Origin of the sequence: Actinoallomurus sp. NPDC050550, assembly GCF_040655075.1 — a bacterium.
Lineage (GTDB): Bacteria > Actinomycetota > Actinomycetes > Streptosporangiales > Streptosporangiaceae > Actinoallomurus.
In genome coordinates this window covers 23,758-44,258 of record NZ_JBFAJC010000069.1, presented here as the reverse complement: position 1 = coordinate 44,258, position 20,501 = coordinate 23,758, and the positions used below count along the sequence as shown (strand labels likewise).

Genomic DNA, 20,501 nt, shown 5'->3' with positions numbered 1-20,501 from the left:
GCCGCCCGGACGAATTAGTCCTATGTCGGGTGATAGTGGGGAGTTCTCGGCGGGCTGGGCTTTCCGATCGGCGGTGCGCCGGTCATCGGCCCAGGACGACCTGAGTGGTCACCGGCTGGCCGTAGCGCTGGTAGGTGAGGAAGACGCGATCGCCGGGCGCGTAGCGCTGGAGCAGCGCCACCAGGATCGTGGTGTTGTTGACGGGGGAGCCGCCGAAGATCGTGATGATGTCACCCGGCCGCAGGCCGGCCAAGGCGGCCGGACCTCCCGGGAAGACGGCGGCCCTGCCGTTCGTGCCGGCGGTGGCGATGCGTGCACCGGGGCCGGGATAGGTCGTGTCGAGCAACACGCCCAGGGTCGCTCTTCCGGCGCTCGGACCGTTGGTGGAGGCGGGCGAGGTGGCATCCGGTCCTGTCGCCGTGGTCGAGGGGACCAGTGGGCCGGTCGTCGATCCGCCCGCCCCGTCGACGTGGCCGGAGTGAAGGCGGTCCGCCCACAGCGCCACGGCGCCCACGGTCACGACCGCCAGAAGGCAGAGCGCGCCGAGCAGGGCGAGCGCGGCCGTGCTCGTACGGCGCCGGGGAACCGGTGAGAACGGTGGAACCGGCGCAACCGGCGGAACCGGTGGCTCGTTCAGCAGCTTCGTGGTGGCGGACCGGCCGTTCCCGGACAGAGGGTCCGTGGCGTGGTGCCCGGAGATCACGGCGTCCAAGGACGCCGCCGCGTCGGCCGCGGTGGCCCGCGCGTTGGGATCCTTCGTCAGCAGTGCGCGCAGCAGCGGGGTCAGCGGTCCGGCGCGCAACGGAGCCGGTGGATCGCCGGTGAGCACCGCCGCCAGGACGGCCCAGGCGTCGGAGCCCTCGAACGGCCGCCTGCCCTCGACGCAGGTGTACAGGGTCGCGCCGAGCGACCACAGGTCGGACGCCGGCGTGGCATCCATGCCGTTCGCCTGCTCCGGTGCCATGAACGCGGGAGTGCCGAGGCGTTCGCCGACTGCGGTCAGCGACGAGTCGCCGGTCATGCTGGCGATCCCGAAGTCGGTGATGATCACGCGGCGGTCGGTGACCAGGACGTTGGCGGGCTTCAGATCGCGATGGACGATGCCCGCGGCGTGCGCCGTGCGCAAGGCGTCGAGCATCTGGGCGCCGATCGAGGCGACCTGGGAGGGCGGCAACGGCCCCTCGGCGGCGACGATCTGATGGAGGGATCGGCCGCGGACGAACTCCATGACGATCACGGGTGTGCGTTCGTGCTCGATCATGTCGAAGACCGTGACGATGCCCGGATGGTCGAGCCCGGCGGCCGAGCGGGCCTCCCGTATCGCCCGCTGCATGCGGACCGTCCGCTCGTCTCCGGGAAGGTCAGAGGGGAGGATCAGTTCCTTCACCGCGACCTCGCGGTCGAGCACGGTATCCCACGCCCGCCAGACGGTGCCCATCCCGCCTTTGCCGACCTGAGCAGAAAGTCGGTAACGCCCACCGATCAACTTGTTAGCGCCGTCTTCCACAAGACGGACATTAACTCGTCAAGCGCGAGAGAAATGCGGAGATCGCCGCACTCGCGGCGCCCCGCCGGACACATCGCTCGCGAGCCGCATGCGACCGTCACACGAACCGGTCCGGCTCAACTGTTACTCGGGGACGGCTGATCAGAAGGCGACGGAGAATTCGCCGCGGACGCCCCGACCAGCGCCAGGATCTGCGGGTTCATCAGGTCGGAGAGGCGGGTGTAGGGCACTTTGACCATTTTGAACTTGCCCGTGCAGTTCTCGCGAGCGCGCGTGCCTGCTGTTCGCGGTCAGTGTGGTCGTGTGGCGGCCGGGCGGGACCGGTCCTCTCTCTTCCGGGCGCGGTAGGCGGCGGCGTTCACCATGTGGCGGCACTTGGTGGAACACCACTCTCGGCGTGACCCACGTGAACGATCGATGTAGACCTGCGTGCACTCGGGCCTGCCGCACTCGCTGAGCAGCGCCGCGTCCGGCCCGGCGAGGATGTCGATGGCGGTCCGCGCGATGGACGACAGGGCCTGGTCCGGGGTGGCCTCGATCCGCCGCCCGGCGGGGCCGAGCTGCGGGATCGTGCAGGGGGTGCGTGCCGTGGCGTTCACGAGCGAGACCGCGCTCTCGTCGAAGCGCGCGTTCGTCAGCTTCGCGGCGATGAGCGAGTAGATCGCCTCCCGGAGCGCCACCGCCTTCGAGACGTCGGACGGACGGGAGTTCGTGTCGCCGTCGACGATCCCCGACTCCCGGAACCACGCGTCCAGGCTTCCCGGCGACGTGAGCATCTCCCGTGGTGCGGCGTTGCGCCGGGCGCGCAGCGTTCCGACGAAGTCGAGCGCCGAGTTGCCGCAAGGGAAGGCGTGTTCCATGTCATCAGTTTGACCGATGACGATGTGGCGTGCAACGATCGTCATCAGTTGAACCGATGACGCGGTCGGGTCGCCTCGGTCGGCATCGAACGCTCCTGACCGGCGTTCGGGCGCCCATCCGCTCGCTCAGTCGCGTCACCGGCTGAGAACGTGCCCGAAAGGCGGTCACCATGGACAGGCGGACGTTTTCGAAGATGCTCACCGGGGCGGCGGTGGCGGCTTCACTGCCCCTCACGGAGAGGGCGGTCTCGGCGGCGACGCTCGACCAGAAGAAGCGCGCCCTGCTCACGGGCGGTTCGGGGGCGCACACGTCCTTCGACTCGCTGAAGCAGGTCGATGCCGGCGTCCTGAACATCGGATACGCCGAGTCCGGACCTACCGGCGGTCCCGTGGTCGTGCTTCTGCACGGCTGGCCGTACGACATCCACAGTTATGTCGACGTCGCGCCACTGCTGGCGGCGGAGGGCTATCGAGTGATCGTCCCGTATCTGCGCGGCCACGGCACGACGCGTTTCCTCTCGAGCAGGACGTTCCGGAACGCCCAACAGTCGGTGATCGCTCTCGACATCATCGCCCTGATGGACGCCCTCAAGATCGAAAAAGCGCTCCTCGCCGGTTTCGACTGGGGGTCGCGGACGGCCGACATCATCGCCGCACTCTGGCCGGAACGCTGTAAAGCGCTGGTCTCCGTGACCGGCTATCTGATCACCAACCGGGAGAAGAACAGGCTTCCGCTGCCGCCCGCGGCCGAATGGGCCTGGTGGTACCAGTACTACTTCGCCACGGAACGAGGCCGGCTCGGACTCGAGCAAAACCGGCACGACTTCGCCAGGCTCATCTGGAAGAACGTGTCCCCGGCATGGGACTTCGACGACGCCACGTTCGACCGGACCGCGGCGGCCTTCACCAACCCCGATTACGTCAGCATCGTGATTCACAACTACCGATGGCGTCTGGGCCTGGCCGAGGGCGACCCGCGATACGACCGCCTCGAGAAGCGACTCGCGGCAGGTCCCGTCATCGCGGTGCCGACGGTCACCCTGGACGGTGAGCTTGATCCCTTCACGCCTCCCGGCGACGGCGCGTCGTATCGCGGCAAGTTCTCCGGCAAGTACGCGCACCGGACACTGAAGGGCGTCGGTCACAACGTGCCGCAGGAGGCACCCCGGGCCTTCGCCGACGCCGTCGTCGAAGCCGATCGTCTCTAACCGGTGGATGCCGGGTGCGGATCCGGTGCCGGGTTGCCGCCGAGCGGACAGCCGGAACGCGACTTCCCGAATGAGGCCCTGCGATCCGCGTTCGACGCCTACCGCTTGTAGGGGTCACCGTCGGGCAGCCAGGCGCCCGGCTCATGGATGCCGAGGTCGCCGATGCCGTCGGTGAGAGCGTCCGCGGCGGCGAGCACGGCAGAGCGGACCTCGGTGCGGCGCCAGACGAGCGACCAGGTCCAGTAGACCTTCGGGGCGATCACCGGGCGCTGGACGAGGTCAGGCGGCAGCGGGGTGGTCTGCCCTTTGGGGCAGTTGACGATCGGGCGCCGGCTGCGGCGGACGTGGTCGAAGAAGGCGGGACCCGTGACTCCGCCGTCGGAGATGCGTGTCGCCTGGGCGCCGGTGTCGCGGGCGAGCTGCTCGGCGAAGACGTTCCAGGACTCCCAGGACGTGGTGTCGTCGTCGAGGAGGACGGTGGTGTCGCGGGCCTCGACGTCGCCGGTGTCCTCACCGGTGGAGACGGCGTAGAGCCGGTCGGCGCCGAGCAGCCGGGCCTGCAGGCCGTGTCGAGCGAGGTCCGTCGTCCGTACCCAGCACACCGCGAGGTCGAGGCCACCGTCGGCGACCCGGGCGGCCTGGGCGTGAGAAGGAGCGATCCAGGCGTCGACGTCGAGCCGGGCGACCGCGGACGTTCGGGCGGTCAGGTCCGCGGGCACCCAGTTGACGTAACCGAGCCGTACCGGCTCGGAACCGGCGATCCGGGCCGCACGCCGCTGGAGGTCGTCGGCGCGTTCCAGCAGGGCGCGGGTATGCGGCAGGAGGGCCGCGCCGGCCGGTGTGAGGGTGACCGAGCGGCGGTCGCGATCGAACAGCCGTACCCCGAGGTCGCGTTCGAGCGCTTTGATCTGCTGCGACAGAGAAGGCCCGGCGATCAGCAGCCGCTCAGCGGCCCGCCCGAAGTTCAGCTCCTCGGCGACCGTGAGGAAGTACCGCAACTGACGCAGCTCCACTCCTGCATGTTAGGCGCCTGGGAGGTTGCGCCTATCAGCAGGGAGAAAACCAGTCGTGGCGTCGGCCCGGGTGACAGCCACACGCTTGGAATCAGGGGAGCGCCGGAGCGCATCCGGTGCCCCGGATGTCCGCCGACGAGCATCGAGGAATCGCGATGAAGGAGTTTCTGGTAGAGATCACCACGATCGTCCCCGAGGGTACCGATCCGGCTGAGGTCGAGCGCCGCCGCGCCGCCGAAGCCGTACGGGCCAAGGAACTGGCCGCCACCGGCCACCTGGCCCGGCTGTGGCGCCCGGTCGGAGAGCTTCGCAGCATCGGCCTGTGGCGCGCGGACAACGAGGCCGACCTGCACGAGAAGGTCCTCGGAACCCTGCCACTGCGCCCGTGGATGACGCTCACGGTCACCCCCGTGGAGCCCCATCCCAACGACCCGGGCACGCACGACGCAGCCTGACCGCCACCACTCTTCGCCCTCGCCTTCTCGAGGAACATCGTGATCCCATCGTCCCTGCAGGACCGCACCACGCACGGCGCCGTGCCCCGATCGGCTTGGGTCCACGTCATCCAGGCCGCCGCCGCTCTGGCGGCCGGAATGGGCGTCGGCCGCTTCGTCTACACCCCGATCCTTCCTTTGATGCACGCCCAGGCCGGCCTGTCGGCCGGGAGCGGCGCGGATCTCGCCACCGCGAACTACGTCGGATACCTGGCCGGAGCCCTCGCCGGCATCTTCCTGCCGCGGCTGACGCGCTCTTCGGCCGTCCTGCGCGGCTCCCTGCTGGTACTGACGGTGACCCTCGCCGCGATGCCGTTGACGTACACCACGGCGCTGTGGCTGGCGCTTCGGCTGTGCGCCGGCGGGACCAGCGCGTTGATCTTCGTCATCGCCGTCGGCTCACTGCTCGGCCGGTTGCGCGACCACCCCGCTCATATGCCCGGCTGGGCCTTCGGCGGCGTCGGTGCCGGCATCGCCCTGTCCGGGCTGCTGGTCCTGCTCCTGCGCTCGGTCGCCGACTGGCGTGCCGCCTGGTGGGCGTCCGCCGTGCTGGCCACGGTGTTCGCCACGGCCTCGTGGAACCTCCGGCCGGAACCGGCACCCCGGCCCGTGACCACGGCGTCCCCGGTACGAGGGCGGGCCGCGGCACCGCGCACCCATCGCTGGTTCACCGCCCTGTTCGCGTCGTACACGCTCGAGGGCATCGGCTACATCATCGCCGGAACGTTCCTGGTCGCCGCGATCGAGCAGGGTTCCCCGGGGTGGATCGGCGGCGGTGCCTGGGTGCTGGTCGGAGCGGCGGCCGTCCCCTCCTCCGCGCTGTGGGCGTGGTCGGGCCGGCGCTGGTCCCGGCCTGGTCTCCTGCTGGCCGCATTGGTCGTGCAGGCCATCGGCATCGCCCTGCCCGCCCTGATCGGCGGGGTGGCCGCGGCGCTGATCTCGGCGTTCCTCTTCGGCGCCACGTTCCTCGGAGTCAGCACCATCGCGCTCGCCACAGGCGCCCACCTGCGATTCCCCCGCTCGGTCGCGCTGCTGACCGCCGGGTACTCCATCGGCCAGATCCTCGGACCGCTGGTCGTCACCCCGTTGCTCCACCACGGCTACCGCCAGGCCCTGATTCTGGCGGCCGTCGTGGTCCTGGCCGCCGCGACCGCCGCCGCCGTCCTTCGGGTCGGATTCCCGCACCGCATGCCCGCTCCGAGCCATCCTGCCGCGCACCCCTGATCGTTGCCATGGCCGCCGTCGGCGCGGAGGCGAGGCGCGTCGCGTCATCGGCTTGACAGATGACGCTCGCCGGTGCGAATCTCGTCATCAGTTAAACCGATGACGCGCTCGAGTGCTCTCGGGCACGTTCCTTCGCGAAGGGCATCGCCATGGCTTCCAGCTACACCGCCGTCGTCACCGCGACCCGAGAGGGCCGTATCGGAGGCCGCGCGGCGGCCTCCGACGGCCTCCTCGACGTCACGCTCGACGTTCCCAAGGAGCTCGGTGGCGCCGGTGGGGGCACCAACCCCGAGCAGCTGTTCGCGGCGGCGTGGTCGGCGTGCTTCGTGGGCGCGCTCAAGCGCGCGGCGGCGCAGCGGCACGTCCACGCGAAGGTGCTGGGTGTCACGGCCGAGGTCACCCTGCACCACAGCGACACGGACGAGTTCGACCTCGGTGCCGTCCTCCGTATCGAGCTCAGCGGTGTCGACCAGCGGACCGCGGACGCGCTCGGCGCGGACGCCCACCGGCTCTGTCCCTTCTCCAAGGCCACCCGCGACAACATCCCGGTGGCCATCGAGGCGACCGTCGTCGCCTGACCTCGACCCTCAAAGAGAAGACGAGTGCGACGCCCGGCGGGCGGCTCGTCCGTGAAGGAGGATCACAATGTGGATTTCCAGAGCGCTCATGACGTTGTCGGTGGCCCTGACCATGGTGGCCGTCACTCTCGGCTGCTTCGCCGACATCTTCTGAACGCGCGCCCCGGCGGTGCGGCCGCTGGAAAAGGGCGCTGATCCCGCGGTTCAGGAGAAGACGGCAGCGGATGTCGACGATCTCGATGGCGAGCCGGCTGCCCTTCAGGAAGCTGTCGGACAGGGCCTCGTGGGCGCGGCCAGCTGAACAATCACGTGTCAACGCCGGATCCCGGCTATGCCCCGGTCAGCTCGATGGGGGTGGACGGGTCGTCGTGATCCCGCTGGGTGGTCTCCACATCGTCGTCTTCGGGTGGCGGCACGAGCTCTGCCTTCACCCAGCCCTGGCGGTCCAGAGCGGTGAGGAAGGCGTCGACGAGCACCGGGTCGAACTGCGCGCCGGCGCCGCGCCGGAGCTCGTCGATCGCGGTCTCGATCGGCAGGCCCGGACGGTACGAGCGGGATGAGGTCATCGCGTCGAAGGTGTCGGCGACCGCGATGATGCGCGCGAACTCGGGGATCTCCTCACCGGCCAGGCCCATGGGATATCCGGTGCCGTCGAGTCGCTCGTGGTGGTGCATGATGCCGCCCAGCGCCTCGTCGAGGAAGTCGATGCCCCGCACGATCTCCTCGCCGCGCATGGGGTGCAGCTGGACGGTGGCGAACTCCTCCTCGGTGAGCTTGCCGGGCTTCTGGAGCACCTCGGTCGGCACGCCCAGCTTGCCCACGTCGTGCAGCATGCCCGCGTAGCGGAGCCGGTCGATCCGGTCCGTCCGCATGCCGATGTGCCGGGCGATCATCACGGACCCGTAGGCGACGCGCTCGCTGTGGCCGCGGGTGTAGTAGTCCTTGGTCTCGACCGCCTGGCACAGCGCGGCGACGGTGGCCGCCTGCGCCCGCTGCTGGGCGGCGATCTGCGTGAACGCCCACCGGGCCGTGAACAGCGGCATCAGCACCAGGATGGCGGACAGGCCGCCGGCGGTCGGCCAGATGCCCGCGATCAGCAGCCCGATCATGCCGAACGCGAGGCACCAGGGGGCGACCAGGCGCCCGGTCGCCAGCACCTCTCGCCAGGTCGCCTGCCGGCTGATGAGCAGGACGGCGGCCATCAGCGCGAGGTTCACGGTGACGAACGTGATGAGGGCGCCGACGAACGGGCCGAGGACGTGCCGGGTCCAGTCGGCCTCGCCCCAGCGGTAGGTGTGGCCGCCGAGGCATAGGAAGACCGCACCCGCGGCGTACCCGCTCAGGGCGTACTGGGCGGCGTTGAAGAGCCGTTTGATCAGGCCGATGTCGCGCCGGCCGGTGAGCATCGCCGTGACGCCGATCAGCGTCGCGCCGACCGGGCCGGCCAGCACCACGGCGGCCAGGCCCGTCGAGAAGCTCATCGACACGCGGGCGCGTTTGATCGTCAGCGTCGCCGCCGACGATTCGGTGACCAGGAACAGCGCGGCGAGGATGGCGAGCCGGGGCCAGCACAGGCCCGTTAACGAGGACGTGGCGATGACGCCGAACGCCAAGGCGATGACGCCGCCGGCATAGGCCCGTGCGGCAAACGGCAGTCCGCGCATCGCGACCTCCGTAGGGGGTGACCGTAGTCACTCTGTCACAGATCGTGATCGTCCGCGATAGGCCGCGCGGGCATCCTCCTGTAACGCGCTGCGCCCGGCCGGTCTCCCCGGCCGGGCGCGGCTCCTTCTCGGCGGCGGGTCAGCCGCCCGCGCAGTGGGGGATGCCCGGCGAGTAGCCGTCGGCGCCCACCACCGGCGTGTTCATGTACCAGTCGTAGACGAACGTCCCGTCGGTGAGCCGGTCCCAGGTGGTGAAGGGCCGGCCGTTCTTGACCCGGCCGTCGACCTGGTCGCCGTGGACGGTCTGGCAGGACACCGAGAGCGTGGTGCCCTCCGGCACGTAGCGGACCACGTGGCCGACGTGGGGCAGGCTCTGCACCGCGAGCCCGTGGGCGTCGACGCCGGTCACCTGGTACGGCAGGCCGTCCGCCTTGCCGGGGGCGAACCTGCGCAACTGGTCCATCGAACCACCGAAGAGATCCAGATCGACGTCGCCGGACACCCCGGGCGCCGGGCCCACGCCGGTCTGCCAGAAGGTGTAGTACGGCCAGCCGCCCGGCATGGCCGGTCGGCTCACTCCCCAGTGCGCCACCCACAGCGGATTGGTGTGGGCGAACGCCGTCGTCCCGCCGACGCAGTCCTGCCAGAAGGCGGGCGAGACGTAGATCACCGCGTCGGCCCCCGTACGGCGCTTGACCTCGGCGGTGAAGTCGCGGACGTAGGCCTGCCAGGTGCCCGCGCTTACCCCGTCACAGCGAGGCTGGCTCGTGTTGTGCTCGACGTCCAGGGCCGGAGGCAGAGTCCGTCCATCCGGCGTGTAGTGGATCTGATCCAGGAACCAGTCCGCGTGGGTGGTCCCCGTCTCGAACACCGGCTCGGCGAAGAAGTACGCGCCGGCCAGGAGCCCGGCGGCCTTCGCCCCGTTCGTCTGCGCGGTGTACGACGCGTTCTTGGCGGTGCCGTCCGCCGCGCTGACGTAGGCGAACCGCCGCCCCGAGCCGTACACCTGCGACCAGTTGATGTTCGGCTGACCGTTCGAGACGTCGAGGCCGGGGACGGTCGCGCCGTCCGCCGCCGCCCTGGCGATGGGCGCGCGCAGCGGACCGGGCGTCGGTGTCGCGGCGGACGCCGCGCCGCTCCCCAGGCCGAGCGCCGCCGTCACAGCGGCGGCGCCCACGACGACCTTGCGCGCCACCGCGCCCCCGCTCAGCACCAGACGCTCCAGCCGTAACGGGACCCGTCGCCCCAGCCGATGGCGTGCGCCGTCGTGCCGTTGTTGTCCTGGAACTGGATGTCGTAGACCTGGGCGGCGTCGAAGACGTGGGTCCAGCCCTCGTGGGCGTTCTCGTCGAGCTTGACGGAGAATTTGGTGCTCCAGGGGCGGATCCAGTACCCGATGTACACCGGGGCGGTCGCGTGGCCGGCGGGCACGTAGAACCAGAACTGGCAACGCTTGGTCGTCTTGACGGAGACGTCGTACGAGTAGTCGACCCGGACGCAGGACGTGTTGCCACCCGAGTACGTCCAATGCATCGGCACGCCGTACCCGTCGGTCGCCGCGAAAGACTGGTCGCCCGGGCACTGATTTCCCGTGGTGACCCGTGGTCCGACGCAGTAATGGTTCGGGCTCGCCACGCACGGGTCGTGGTCGACCGCGGCGGACGCGGATGACATTCCGGGGATCAGGGCCGCCACGGCGAATGCCGCGGCGGCCAAGGCCGTCGGGAGGAGTCTTTTGGAGGGCATTCAGTGCCGCCTTTCTCGCGGGGCGTCGTTGACCGGACGCGCCGATTCTCGCCAGCGTCGGCGGCCCCGGTCATGCCAGGTGAATGCACGTCTCCGCCGTCCGGTAGAAGAATGACGCCGCCCCGTGGTGCGAACGCACCACACGCGAAGAGCCGGCAATGCACGTGATTCGTGGAGAGGGAAGGGTCAGGCGCCGGCGCGGCCGCGCCGCCGCAGGGCCGCGCGGGTGAGTTCCGCCTTGTTCCCGACCTGCAGCTTGCGGCGGATCCGCTCGACGTACGTGTCGACCGTCGCCTTCGTCACGCCCATCCGCCGGGCGGTCTGCGCGTGGGTGAAACCGCGGGCGATCCAGCCGAGCGCCTCTTCCTCGCGCGGTGACAGTTCCGGTTCGGTGGTCCGGCCGGCCAGGACCGCGCCGACCATGTCGGCGAGCTGCGAAGAGAGGAAGAAGCCACCGCTCGCGACGGTGGTGATGGCCGCCGCGAACTGGTCGGCCGCGCTGTCCTTGGTGAGGTATCCCGAAGCGCCGGCGCGGATGGCGGCGACGACGTCGTGCCGGTGCCGCGACGCGGACATGACCAGGACCGGCACGCGGGGCGCGAGCTCCTGGACCACTTCGAGGGAGGGCACGTCGGTGGCGAGGTAGAGGTCCACCAGGACGACGTCGAGTCCGTCGAGGTCGCGCCCGACCTCCGGGGACGCGAGGAGGGCGGCCGGGGTGTCCGCGGTGGTCACGACGTGGATCTCGGGGAACTCGGCGAGCAGGAGCTCGATCCCGCGCAGCGTCACCGGATGGTCGTCGATGGCCCCGACCCGGATGCCGTGCGTCGCCGCCACGTCCTATCTACCGCCCTTCGTTCCTCACCACCCTCGTGGGGATGCGCGGGTGCCGTCAACCGCCGGGGATGAGGTGCATTCGCACGACGGCGAGGTGCTCCCCAACGCCTGACATGACGCGCGGCAGTGCCCGCCCGAGACTCGTCATCGATCCCACCCCGCCTTCAGATGGAGGAGAGCCATGGTGCGAAACCTGGCACGCCTGGCCGTGGCCGCGCTGTTGTCCGCGCCGGTGCTCGGCGTCGTCGGCGCCGCGACGCCGGCGAGCGCGTGCGCGGCCGCCGACCCGTACAGCGGCGCGTGCGTGACCCCGGTCAACTACAAGATCAGCGGAACCGACGGCACGCTCGCCGTCCAGGCGACCCCGAAGATCGGCAACGTCAAGACCACCCTCAAGGAGGGCGCCACCGTCGGCGTGATCTGCCAGATCAACGACGGAGGCACCGACCCGTACGACAACCTCCTGAGCCGTACGTGGGACTACACGACGGCGGGCGGCTGGGTCTACGACCACTTCGTGACCACGCCGGCCCAGGACAAGAACGGCTGGTCGCCCGGCGTCCGCCACTGCGATGCTCCGCCGAGCTCGCCGCTGAACCCGAATGCCTACCCCTGGCCCGCCCAGGACGCCTGGGTCGCCGACGGGCACGGCTACTACGAGGGCGAGTGCACGTCCTTCGCGGCCTGGGCGGTCCGCTCCGACGGGCTGCACCACACCAAGTCGCCCGACTGGCTCGGCAACGCCGACATGTGGCACGGCGCCTCGGTCGACGCGAGCCCGCACGTCGGTGACGTCGCCCAGTGGGACGACAACCACAACCAGGCGGGCGACAAAGGCCACGTCGCCTATGTCGCGGCCGTCTACAACAATGGCACCATCAAGGTCGAGGAATACAACTGGGGCAACTTTCACCGGCTGAACATCCGCACCATCTCCACCTCCGCCCCGAGCCGTTACCTTCGTTTCTGACCCGGCCATCGCCGTCGTCCCGGCAGAAGCCGATGATCTGTGCTTGCCAAACGACGGCGTGAGCCGTGGATCACCTTTCGATCAGGCGAATTCCCGCCGTACGGGCGGCCGAATACGGATGCGGCCGATGGGGCGATCACCGGGATATTCCGTGGTAACTTCTGGGCGCTGATCCCCGCCGGGGACGGCTGTGACCCGGACGGTGACCAATGGATGCCCGCCCGTCGGCCGGCGCCGTCGCTCAGAATGAGGCGACACTCGCCCGCGCGGCGGTGCTGTTCCGGTGCGGCGGCCTCGCCGAGATCGCACTCGTCGTGGGATTCGACAGTCCGCATTACGGAGACCGGCTCTGGGCGGCCGTCGCCCTCGCGGTCGCCGTCTTCGTCGAAGGTACGGTGCTGTGCGCGGCGTGCCTGCGGGCCCGGCGGATCCGGCCCGCGTGGGCCCTGGCCGATATGTGGTTCATCGTCGCCGTGCTCCTGATCGGCGCGGTCATCACCGCACAGCCGCACGCGCGACTGTACTTCGCCTACCCCTACTCGATCATCAGCTCCGTGGCGTTCGGCGTGGCCCTGCGCCGCCTGCGCATGGTCATCGGCGCCACCGCTCTGCTCGCCGTCGCCGACGCGTTCGCCTCGGCGTACTGGCACGGCGATCCGGCGATCAGCGTGACGCTGAACGCCCTCACCTACGCCCCGAACACGCTGGTGGCCTTCCTCGTCTCCCGGCGGATGCGGACGACCGCCCGGGAACTCGACGAGAGCCGGATCCGGGAGGCCGAACTGGCACGGGACCGCGAGCGCGCCCGGCACGCCCGCATCCTGCACGACCGGATCCTGCAGACCATGGAGGCGCTCGCCCGCGGCCCCTGGATCGCCGACCGGGAGTTCCGGATGCGGGTCGCGGAGGAGACCGCGTGGCTCCGGGCACTCGTCGAAGGCGGCCCCGACACGGACGGAGACCTCATCGGCCTGCTGCAGGGCGTCGTCGCGCGCAAGGCCCGGGACGGCCTGCGCGTCGAGTTCAACGGGACCATGCTCACCGAGTCGCCCGGGTGGCGCTCCCTCGATGCCTCGGTCTGTGCGGCGCTGGCCGGGGCCGCCGAGGAGGCACTGACCAATGTGGCCAAGCACGCCGGCGTTCCGGCCGCCGTGCTGCGCGTCGGCGCGGAGCCGGACGTCCTCACGCTCAGCGTGGTCGACCAGGGGTGCGGCTTCGATCCGTCGGCCGCGCACCAGGGGATCGGCCTGGACCAGTCGATCCGGGGCCGGATCGCCGAGGTCGGTGGCACGGCGCTGATCGACTCGACTCCGGGAGCCGGGACCTACATCGAGATCACGCTGCCGCTTCCCACGGCCGGCCCGGCCCAGGACCGCGTTGATCCGGCCCGGGACAGCGTCGAGCCGGGGGCCCAACAGAGGTCTTGAGCAGGCCGTACAACGGTCGGCTGCACCGCCGCTCCGCTGCGCTGTAGAGCCGTGCGGCGGCGTCGGAGCACGGCGCGGGGGCTCCCCAGCTTGGCCCGTACCGGTGAAAGCGCTCTCAGCCGCCGTGATCAGCTGGTTTGCCGAGGCGAAGTACGTGCGGGCGGTGGTGGCCGCGACCCCGGCGCGGCGTGCCACGTTGGGCAGGATGCGCCGGGATGGTGCGAAATTCTGCCGTTGATGCGAATGAGGCCATTTGGCTCCGCTATGGTCTGCCTGATACGGGGGGCTGCAGATACGGAGGAAATGTGCGCCGTTACCTTGTGGTCACCGGCTTGACGCTGCTCGCGATCACCGCTTCGGCCTGCGGCAGCGGTTCCAACAAGAAGGACGCCGCGGCGGTCGCGCCGCGGGACGCGGCGGTGAGCCCGATGGTCACCCCGCACAAGGTGGTCGTCTTCGTCGATCGCAAGAAGCAGGCCGAGACCATGACGACAGCGGGCACGGTCCGGGAGGTGCTCGCCCAGCTGAAAATCCAGCTCGGCAAGTACGACCTGGTCACGCCCGCCGCGGGGGAAGCCCCCACCGACACGATCAAGGTGCTGCGGCTCCTGTCCGCGCCGAAGACCAAGAAGGTCGCGATCCCGGCGTCGACGGTCGAGAAGAAGGACGGCAAGCTTCCTCCCTTCAGCCGCAAGGTGACCCGGGAGGGCCGCTCCGGCCTCAAGCTCGTGACGACCGCGTACGTGCGGCGGCACGGCAAGAAGGTCGAGGCCGTCATCGACCAGAAGATCAAGCGCAAGCCCGTGTCGCAGATCGTCTCGCTCGGCCCCCAGGGGGCCGGCACCGGCTCGGCGGCCCGGCTCAACTGGGCGGGGCTGGCCAAGTGCGAGTCGGGCGGCAACCCCAGGGCGGTGAACCCGGCCGGCTACTACGGGCTCTACCAGTTCAACCGGCAGAGCTGGGCGACGGTCGGCGGCTCGGGACTGCCCAGCGAGGCGTCCGCGGCCGAGCAGACCTACCGGGCGCAGCTCCTCTACAACCGGGTGAACGGCCGCTGGCAGGGTCAGTGGCCGAACTGCGGTCACTTCCTGTTCAGCTGAGATGCGTCACGGGCGGGGTGCGGGGGGAGCACCCCGCCCGTAAGCAAGGGGGAAGGGGCAGGTCTGTGGCGATCGCGGGGAAGGCTCGCGGGCGGGGTGCCGGGGACGCACCCCGCCCGGAAACCGGGGGGAAGGGGCGATCAGGGGTTCGGCCGCCGGGGGGACGCTCGGCCGGCCGACGATCTTCTGTTCTCGGAGGTTCCGGGATCCGGGGACCCGTTCTCCAGCAGGCGTCTACGTGACGCTAAGAGACGGGTTCAGGCACGTCAACGGCCCGCTGTCGACAATGTCGAACAGCGGGCCGCGAGGTCTGAGCCACACCGGTGTTTCGGCGTGATTGCGTGCTTCCGGGTAAACCTCCAGTAGATGTGATGTCGGTCACATAAGGTGGTCGAGGTGGACGATCCGGAGTAGTCGGCGGAGCCGGTGGTCCGGATCGGTCAGCGTGAGCCGCCCGCCCGATCGGACGGCCTCGTTGGCGCATCGCACGAGGGCGCCGAGTCCGCGCGCGTCGCAGAAGGACAGCCCGGACGCATCGATGACGACATCGGGCCCGTGCCGGATGATCACCTCGAGCACGAGGTCTTCGAAGGCACCTGCGCAGGCGATGTCCAGTTCGCCGTGGACCGAGACCACGGGAGCCGCCCCCGGACGTACGCACACGATCGTTCTGAGCGCCGGTGCGAGGCGCTGCCAGCCTTCCGGTATGGCCATCGTCCAACCTGTAATAGGCGGATAGGCCAGCGGCTTTCCTGCCATGAATGTCCCCGGATCAGAAGCGACGGAGCGCGCCCCGCCCCCCCGGCGCGGCGCTGAGCGGCCGTATCGGCTCGATCTCCGCCTGGTAAGAGAATGGTCGCCGGACGGCAACGGGCGGCGCTAGGGCCGAAAGTCCCATAGACGGCAAACACGCAGATCATGCCCTACGCTGCCCGCCGTGTCGGAGATCATCGATTACGGACGGTTCGGTGAGCGGCTGCGGCGGGTGATGCCGCGGTGGGACGACCGCGGGCGCATGACCCCCGGCGAGTTCGCCGCGCACCTGGCGGACACCGGCCCGCGCTGGGAACTGCTGCGGGCGTTCCAGGAGGAATGGGGGTACGAACCGCCCGGCGGCGAACCTCGCTGGCCGCGCTGGTCAGAGTCCGAGCACGAGGCGTACGTCCGCCGTCTCAAGGCTGAGTGGACCGGCGAGGAGGACGACGAGTTCGCCCGCGTCGACCTGGCACTGCCGATCCCCGCGGCGCTGGACGAGTGGTGGGACCTGCCGTTCAACTCCTTCACCTACCAGCCGCGCCTGTACTGGACGAACCCGGAGTGGCCGCCGACGGTACGGCCCGACCCCACCGGCTACGGCGTCTCGGACGGGCTGCCGCCGGGCAACCCGTTCGTCGGGCCGGACGACGACCACCGGGTCTGTGTGTTCAAGGCGGAGTACCAGTACTGCAACGAATGGGGATACCCAGCCGCCGACTCAGCGCTCGCCGACCCGAAGGTGCTGGTCAGCGACGAGGACGGCTGGGTGGTGCAGTCGCGGTCGATCTCGGAGTTCTTCCTGCAGCTGGCCGTGATGCGGCTGCCCGCGCACTTCGGCTGGAGCGTGCGCCTGTACGAGGCGGAGCCCGAGCTCGAGGACCGGATCCGGCGGACCTTCCCGGAGCTGGGTCTGCTGCCCTGGCGCGAACTCGGCGGCCGGACCGTCGCCTACGGCGCACCCGACGCGATCGTCTACCTCGACGGAGGGGGATACGCCGACTTCACCTTCATGGTGCACGCCCGGACCCGTACGGCCCTCGAGGACCTCGCCCGTACGCTCGGCGTCGACTGGAGCGACGACATCGAGTCCCCTCCTGCCGACGCACCGGATCCTCAGGACAGCGCGGGACCGCCGGCTCCCGAACCGCTGTCGCTCCGGCCGGGACAGTCCGACCCCGACGGGCGGTGGACCGTGGAGGCCGTCTCCGACCGGCCGCTGCCGCCCGCCGAGCCCGAGCCTCCGGCACCGCTGCGCGGCGCCGACCGACCGGCGGGCCTCACCGCCTGGACCGCGGACCCGGACGCCGGCGTAGCGGCGGGGGACCAGTCCGGCGGCCTGCACCTCTGGCCGACCACCCGTCCGGACACCTCTGGCGCGGACGACCCGGCTCCAGGCGACGCGGCTTCGGGCGAACGGGTGCCGGGCGACCCTGCGCCGGACGCCGGTGTGGAAGGCGCGCCAGCGGGGGCGGCCCCGGCGGCTCCGCTCGTCCGTATGGCGCACGACGCGGGGGTGACGGCGATCGCCTGTCGGCGGTTCGAGGGCTTTGGCATCACGGTGGTGAGCGGGGACGAGGCCGGGCTCGTGAAGGTGTGGCTGCCCGAGCCCGGTGGCTGGGGGCCGACCGGGCTCAGCCGTCAGGGCGGGCCGGTGATCGCGGTGAGTGCCGAGCGCCTGCCCACCGGACCCGCCATCGCGGTGGCGTGGCGCACCGGGATGGTACGCCTGTGGGACATGGGCTCCGGCCTCGACGCGACCTTGAGCCTCGGGTCCGGCATCGAGACGCTGAGGCTGGATCCGGGAGGGACCCTCACCGTCGGTGGTTCGACGGAGAACGCCATCGTCCGCCTCGACGCCGATCTCCTGTGGCCGCAGCGGGAGCTGATGGAGCTGCTGGACCGGTTCGCCTGGGAGCGGCTGGAGGGCGCGCGGGGGCCGGCCACCGAGTTCCCGGGCTGGATCCTCGCCGCGGCGTCCGCAGACGCGGCGTCCGCCGAGGCGGCACTGCCCGACCTGCGCGCCACCCTGTGCGAGGAAGGGGTGGTCTTCCCGGTGACCGTCGCGGCCGGCCCGTACCTCGTGATGCTCGCGGCAGATCCGGACAACCACGTCCGGCGTCCTCTGCTGGCCTTGCTGACCGAGATCGCGCAGGCCGCCGCCGTACCGGCCGATGAGGCCTCCGCGACCTGGGCCGAGCAGGTCCGCTCGACGATCGAGGAGTGCCTCCCCCTGATAGCCGACCTGCTGGAGGACGCGGACCCGGGCGTCCGTGAGGCGGCGGAACGGCTACTGGCGGAGTTCCCCGACGAGGGGACCGATTCGTCTCGATAGAGCCGAAATCCCGGAAAGTGACGATCGCGTGAACCAGACGATCATGTCCGGCGTCTCCTTAATGAAGGGATGTTTACGGTAAGCGCGAGCGCTCCGCCTCGGACCCACTTGGTGATCACACGACATTCGCCCGAGATGGGTCGGCGGCGCGCTGGAGTGAGCGCCGGGCGTCCCTTACCGAATCTCACTGAGCGGTTCACCGAAAGGGTGAAGATGCGACGAATGCTCATGGGGGCCGGCGCGGCGGCGCTGGCCTTCGGAATCGGCGCCGGTACGGCGCATGCGGCCACTCCGGCCTGGCGGATCGCCCAGGCCACGAAGCACCAGGTCATCAACGACCTGACCGTCGCGTCCAGCGGCAGCAGCTGGGCCGTGGGCGAGCATGACGTGAACGGGAAGAGCCGGCCGCTCGTCCAGCACCTGTCCGGGACGACCTGGAAGGACGTGAAGCTACCCGCGAGCTGGTCGATGTCGCTCAAGATCATCGACGCGTCGTCGAGCAAGAACGTCTGGGCGTTCGGCGAAGATGGCTCGATCGTGCGCTGGAACGGCACGAAATGGACGCTGTCGAAGTTCACCGGCGGCTTCCACGCGACCGGCGCCGAGGCGATCAGCGCATCCGACGTGTGGGCGGTCAACGGCGGCACGGCGGCGCGGCACTGGAACGGCAAGAAGTGGGCGAGCGTGAAGCTGCCCGCCCAGGTCGGCTCCATTCACGCGGTGTCCGCCAAGAACATCTGGGCGGCCGGGGCCATCGGCGCCAACAAGGCCGCGGTGATCCACTGGAACGGCAAGTCGTGGAAGGTCACCAAGACCGTCACCCTGCCCAAGCCGAGTGCCGACGCGACCACGACCTTCATGGACGTCACCGTGTCGGGCAAGAGCGTCTGGGCGGTCGGCTCGCAGTCGTGGGAGTGCGGCGTGGACGGCGATGACACCTGCTACAAGCCGCTGGCGCTCCGGCTGACCGGCACGAAGGCCAAGACCTTCGTCGCCACGAAGGGCGTCGGCTACACCAAGGTGGCCGCCGACGGTTCGGGCGGCGCGTGGATCCTGCAGGGCGGGTGGGACCCGACGTTCGTCCACGTCACGGGCGACAAGCTCGCCTCCGCGGCCGCGCCGCGCCCGACCAACTACGACGTCAACCTGACCACGCTGGAGAACCGTCCGGGCACGAACACCGTCTGGTCGGGCGGCGGATCGTACCCGGAGGGCGACCCGGACGACCCGACCGGCTACGGCCTCTACCTCCGCGCCGGCTGAGCGTCCGCTGAACGGCCGCGCGAAACGGTCATCCCCTGACCGGTCGCGCCGGCCGATCGTTCACTGACCGGCCAGGTCGGCCGATCGCGTTCACCGAACGGCCGCGCCGGTTGATCGTTTCACTGACCGGCCGGGTTCGGTCGATCGTTCACCGGTCGATCGCGCCGGCCGGTCATCCGGCGGCCGCGCCGGCCGATTCTCCGTACGGGCCTGGGACCCACGTCCCGGGCCCGTACGTCGTCCAGGCCTGTTCAGTGGTTCGCGAGCCGACCCAGGAGGGGGACCGCACGGGCCAAAGCGCGCTGTTCTTCGGGGCTGAGTTCACTGCTGATCGCCTCGGCCAGCCAGCCGGCCCTCCTGGTCCGCTGGCTCTGCAGCGCGGCGTGTCCCGCGTCGGTGATGGTGAGCAGATTCTTGCGGCGGTCGTGCGGGTGCGGCCCGGAGGAGATCAGGTCGAGGGCGATGAGCTGCCCGACGGTGCGCGCCATCGACTGGTGCCGTACGTGCTGCCGGTCGGCCAGCTCGCTGGTGCTCAGGGGGCCTTCCCGGTCGAGGTTGCCCAGGACGGCCGCCTGGGCGGTGGGCAGGTCCGTCCGGTCGCGGGCCCGTCGCACCAGCCGTCCGACGACCAGACGTAGTTCGCGGGCGATCTCGTCGACGTCCACTTCGCTCACACCGGGAATCTACAGCCTTGCTGTATATTCGGCGGAGATATACAGCAAGACTGTACAAATCCGGAGTGAAGGGACGTCAGGCATGAGGCTGACGAAGCTGGGACACGCCTGCATCAGGATGGAGAAGGACGGCACGACGCTGGTGGTGGACCCCGGCGGCCTGACCGGGCCGGGAGCGCTGGAGGGCGCCGACGCGGTGCTCGTCACCCACGAGCACTTCGACCACTTCGACGAGGGCGCGCTCCGCGCCGCGCTCGACGCGTCGCCGGGGCTCCGCGTCTGGACCAACAGCGCCACCGCCGCCAAGCTCGAGGGGCTGGGCGGCCGGGTCACGGCCGTCGGTCACGGTGACGCCTTCGACATCGACGGCATCGGCGTGGAGGTGCACGGGGAGTGGCACGCGGTCATCCACCCGGACATCCCTCGTATCGGCAACGTCGGGTTCCTCGTCGACGGGAAGATCTTCCATCCGGGTGACGCCTTCACCGTGCCGGAGCGGGCGGTCGACACCCTCATGGTGCCGATCAGCGGCCCCTGGCAGAAGCCCGCCGAGGCCATCGACTACGTCCGCGCCGTCAAGCCGGCGCGCGCCTTCTCCGTGCACGACGAGATCCTCAGCGAGGTCGGCAAGACGCTCGTCAACGGCCTCCTCGGCCAGAACGGTCCGGGCACCGGCGCCGCGTACGACCGGCTCTCGCCGGGCGACGTCGTCGAGCTCTGATGCCGGCGGCGGGGACGCCTCGGGGGTGTCCCCGCCGTCACCTTGGGGCAACATTGCCGATGCCGAACGTGACTGTTGCGATCGGTTCACTCTTTGTTAAGCGCACCAAAATAGGATTTTGGGGATA

At 70.3% G+C, this 20,501-nt stretch carries 19 protein-coding genes; 10 read left to right on the top strand and 9 right to left on the bottom strand.

Features of this window, described 5'->3' with window-relative positions; all coding sequences use genetic code 11:
* Window positions 1–82: 82 nt before the first annotated feature.
* Both AB0I04_RS48460 and AB0I04_RS48455 read right to left on the bottom strand, forming a co-directional pair.
* On the bottom strand, window positions 83–1,507 hold the full coding sequence (locus AB0I04_RS48460) for a protein kinase (protein WP_360901344.1): 1,425 nt from the start codon (window positions 1,505–1,507) through the stop codon (window positions 83–85).
* 290 nt (window positions 1,508–1,797) lie between these two features.
* A complete protein-coding gene (locus tag AB0I04_RS48455) occupies window positions 1,798–2,367 on the bottom strand; it encodes a CGNR zinc finger domain-containing protein (RefSeq protein ID WP_360901341.1) in 570 nt (189 codons plus the stop codon).
* Between the two features lie 170 nt (window positions 2,368–2,537).
* Between AB0I04_RS48455 and AB0I04_RS48450 the strand changes: the two genes are divergently transcribed.
* The gene (locus AB0I04_RS48450; RefSeq protein ID WP_360901338.1) at window positions 2,538–3,575 is read left to right on the top strand and encodes an alpha/beta hydrolase; all 1,038 of its coding nucleotides are present in this window, start codon (window positions 2,538–2,540) and stop codon (window positions 3,573–3,575) included.
* A 98-nt stretch (window positions 3,576–3,673) separates the two neighbouring features.
* Here the strand turns inward: AB0I04_RS48450 and AB0I04_RS48445 are convergent, their stop codons facing one another.
* Window positions 3,674–4,588: a LysR family transcriptional regulator gene (locus AB0I04_RS48445; RefSeq protein WP_360901335.1), complete on the bottom strand. Its 915-nt coding sequence runs from the start codon at window positions 4,586–4,588 to the stop codon at window positions 3,674–3,676.
* A gap of 155 nt (window positions 4,589–4,743) precedes the next feature.
* Here AB0I04_RS48445 and AB0I04_RS48440 point away from each other — a divergent pair, with 155 nt between their 5' ends.
* From AB0I04_RS48440 to AB0I04_RS48430, 3 genes are all read left to right on the top strand, one after another.
* Window positions 4,744–5,043, top strand: coding sequence for a muconolactone Delta-isomerase family protein (locus tag AB0I04_RS48440; protein ID WP_360901332.1), 300 nt, complete (start codon window positions 4,744–4,746; stop codon window positions 5,041–5,043).
* Between the two features lie 39 nt (window positions 5,044–5,082).
* On the top strand, window positions 5,083–6,306 hold the full coding sequence (locus AB0I04_RS48435) for a YbfB/YjiJ family MFS transporter (protein WP_360901329.1): 1,224 nt from the start codon (window positions 5,083–5,085) through the stop codon (window positions 6,304–6,306).
* A 149-nt stretch (window positions 6,307–6,455) separates the two neighbouring features.
* Window positions 6,456–6,884, top strand: coding sequence for an Ohr family peroxiredoxin (locus AB0I04_RS48430; RefSeq protein ID WP_360901326.1), 429 nt, complete (start codon window positions 6,456–6,458; stop codon window positions 6,882–6,884).
* A 329-nt stretch (window positions 6,885–7,213) separates the two neighbouring features.
* Here the strand turns inward: AB0I04_RS48430 and AB0I04_RS48425 are convergent, their stop codons facing one another.
* The 4 genes from AB0I04_RS48425 to AB0I04_RS48410 form a co-directional block, all read right to left on the bottom strand.
* Complete coding sequence (locus AB0I04_RS48425) at window positions 7,214–8,548, bottom strand: HD-GYP domain-containing protein (protein ID WP_360901323.1); 1,335 nt, start codon at window positions 8,546–8,548, stop codon at window positions 7,214–7,216.
* Between the two features lie 139 nt (window positions 8,549–8,687).
* Window positions 8,688–9,761, bottom strand: coding sequence for a GH25 family lysozyme (locus AB0I04_RS48420; protein WP_360901320.1), 1,074 nt, complete (start codon window positions 9,759–9,761; stop codon window positions 8,688–8,690).
* Complete coding sequence (locus tag AB0I04_RS48415; protein WP_360901317.1) at window positions 9,755–10,294, bottom strand: hypothetical protein; 540 nt, start codon at window positions 10,292–10,294, stop codon at window positions 9,755–9,757. The genes AB0I04_RS48420 and AB0I04_RS48415 overlap by 7 nt, the downstream gene beginning before the upstream one ends.
* Window positions 10,295–10,480: 186 nt before the next feature.
* Window positions 10,481–11,131 (bottom strand): response regulator transcription factor, encoded by a 651-nt coding sequence (locus AB0I04_RS48410; RefSeq protein ID WP_360901314.1) that lies wholly within the window; start codon window positions 11,129–11,131, stop codon window positions 10,481–10,483.
* Window positions 11,132–11,312: 181 nt separating this feature from the next.
* Here AB0I04_RS48410 and AB0I04_RS48405 point away from each other — a divergent pair, with 181 nt between their 5' ends.
* The 3 genes from AB0I04_RS48405 to AB0I04_RS48395 all read left to right on the top strand — a co-directional run bounded on the left by AB0I04_RS48405 (window position 11,313) and on the right by AB0I04_RS48395 (window position 14,628).
* Complete coding sequence (locus tag AB0I04_RS48405; protein ID WP_360901312.1) at window positions 11,313–12,101, top strand: CHAP domain-containing protein; 789 nt, start codon at window positions 11,313–11,315, stop codon at window positions 12,099–12,101.
* Between the two features lie 209 nt (window positions 12,102–12,310).
* On the top strand, window positions 12,311–13,528 hold the full coding sequence (locus AB0I04_RS48400) for an ATP-binding protein (protein ID WP_360901310.1): 1,218 nt from the start codon (window positions 12,311–12,313) through the stop codon (window positions 13,526–13,528).
* A 305-nt stretch (window positions 13,529–13,833) separates the two neighbouring features.
* Window positions 13,834–14,628, top strand: coding sequence for a transglycosylase family protein (locus tag AB0I04_RS48395; protein ID WP_360901307.1), 795 nt, complete (start codon window positions 13,834–13,836; stop codon window positions 14,626–14,628).
* Window positions 14,629–15,006: 378 nt separating this feature from the next.
* Here the strand turns inward: AB0I04_RS48395 and AB0I04_RS48390 are convergent, their stop codons facing one another.
* On the bottom strand, window positions 15,007–15,342 hold the full coding sequence (locus tag AB0I04_RS48390; RefSeq protein ID WP_360901305.1) for an STAS domain-containing protein: 336 nt from the start codon (window positions 15,340–15,342) through the stop codon (window positions 15,007–15,009).
* A gap of 223 nt (window positions 15,343–15,565) precedes the next feature.
* Between AB0I04_RS48390 and AB0I04_RS48385 the strand changes: the two genes are divergently transcribed.
* Window positions 15,566–17,716, top strand: a complete 2,151-nt coding sequence (locus AB0I04_RS48385) for a hypothetical protein (RefSeq protein ID WP_360901302.1) — start codon at window positions 15,566–15,568, stop codon at window positions 17,714–17,716.
* Between the two features lie 213 nt (window positions 17,717–17,929).
* Window positions 17,930–18,979 (top strand): hypothetical protein, encoded by a 1,050-nt coding sequence (locus AB0I04_RS48380; RefSeq protein ID WP_360901299.1) that lies wholly within the window; start codon window positions 17,930–17,932, stop codon window positions 18,977–18,979.
* Between the two features lie 251 nt (window positions 18,980–19,230).
* On the opposite strand, the gene AB0I04_RS48375 is transcribed toward AB0I04_RS48380, so the two are convergent.
* Window positions 19,231–19,653, bottom strand: coding sequence for a MarR family transcriptional regulator (locus AB0I04_RS48375; protein WP_360901296.1), 423 nt, complete (start codon window positions 19,651–19,653; stop codon window positions 19,231–19,233).
* Between the two features lie 82 nt (window positions 19,654–19,735).
* On the opposite strand from AB0I04_RS48375, the gene AB0I04_RS48370 reads away from it, so the two are divergent.
* Entirely contained in the window at window positions 19,736–20,374 is a 639-nt protein-coding gene (locus tag AB0I04_RS48370) for an MBL fold metallo-hydrolase (protein ID WP_360901293.1), read from the top strand.
* Window positions 20,375–20,501 lie beyond the last annotated feature (127 nt).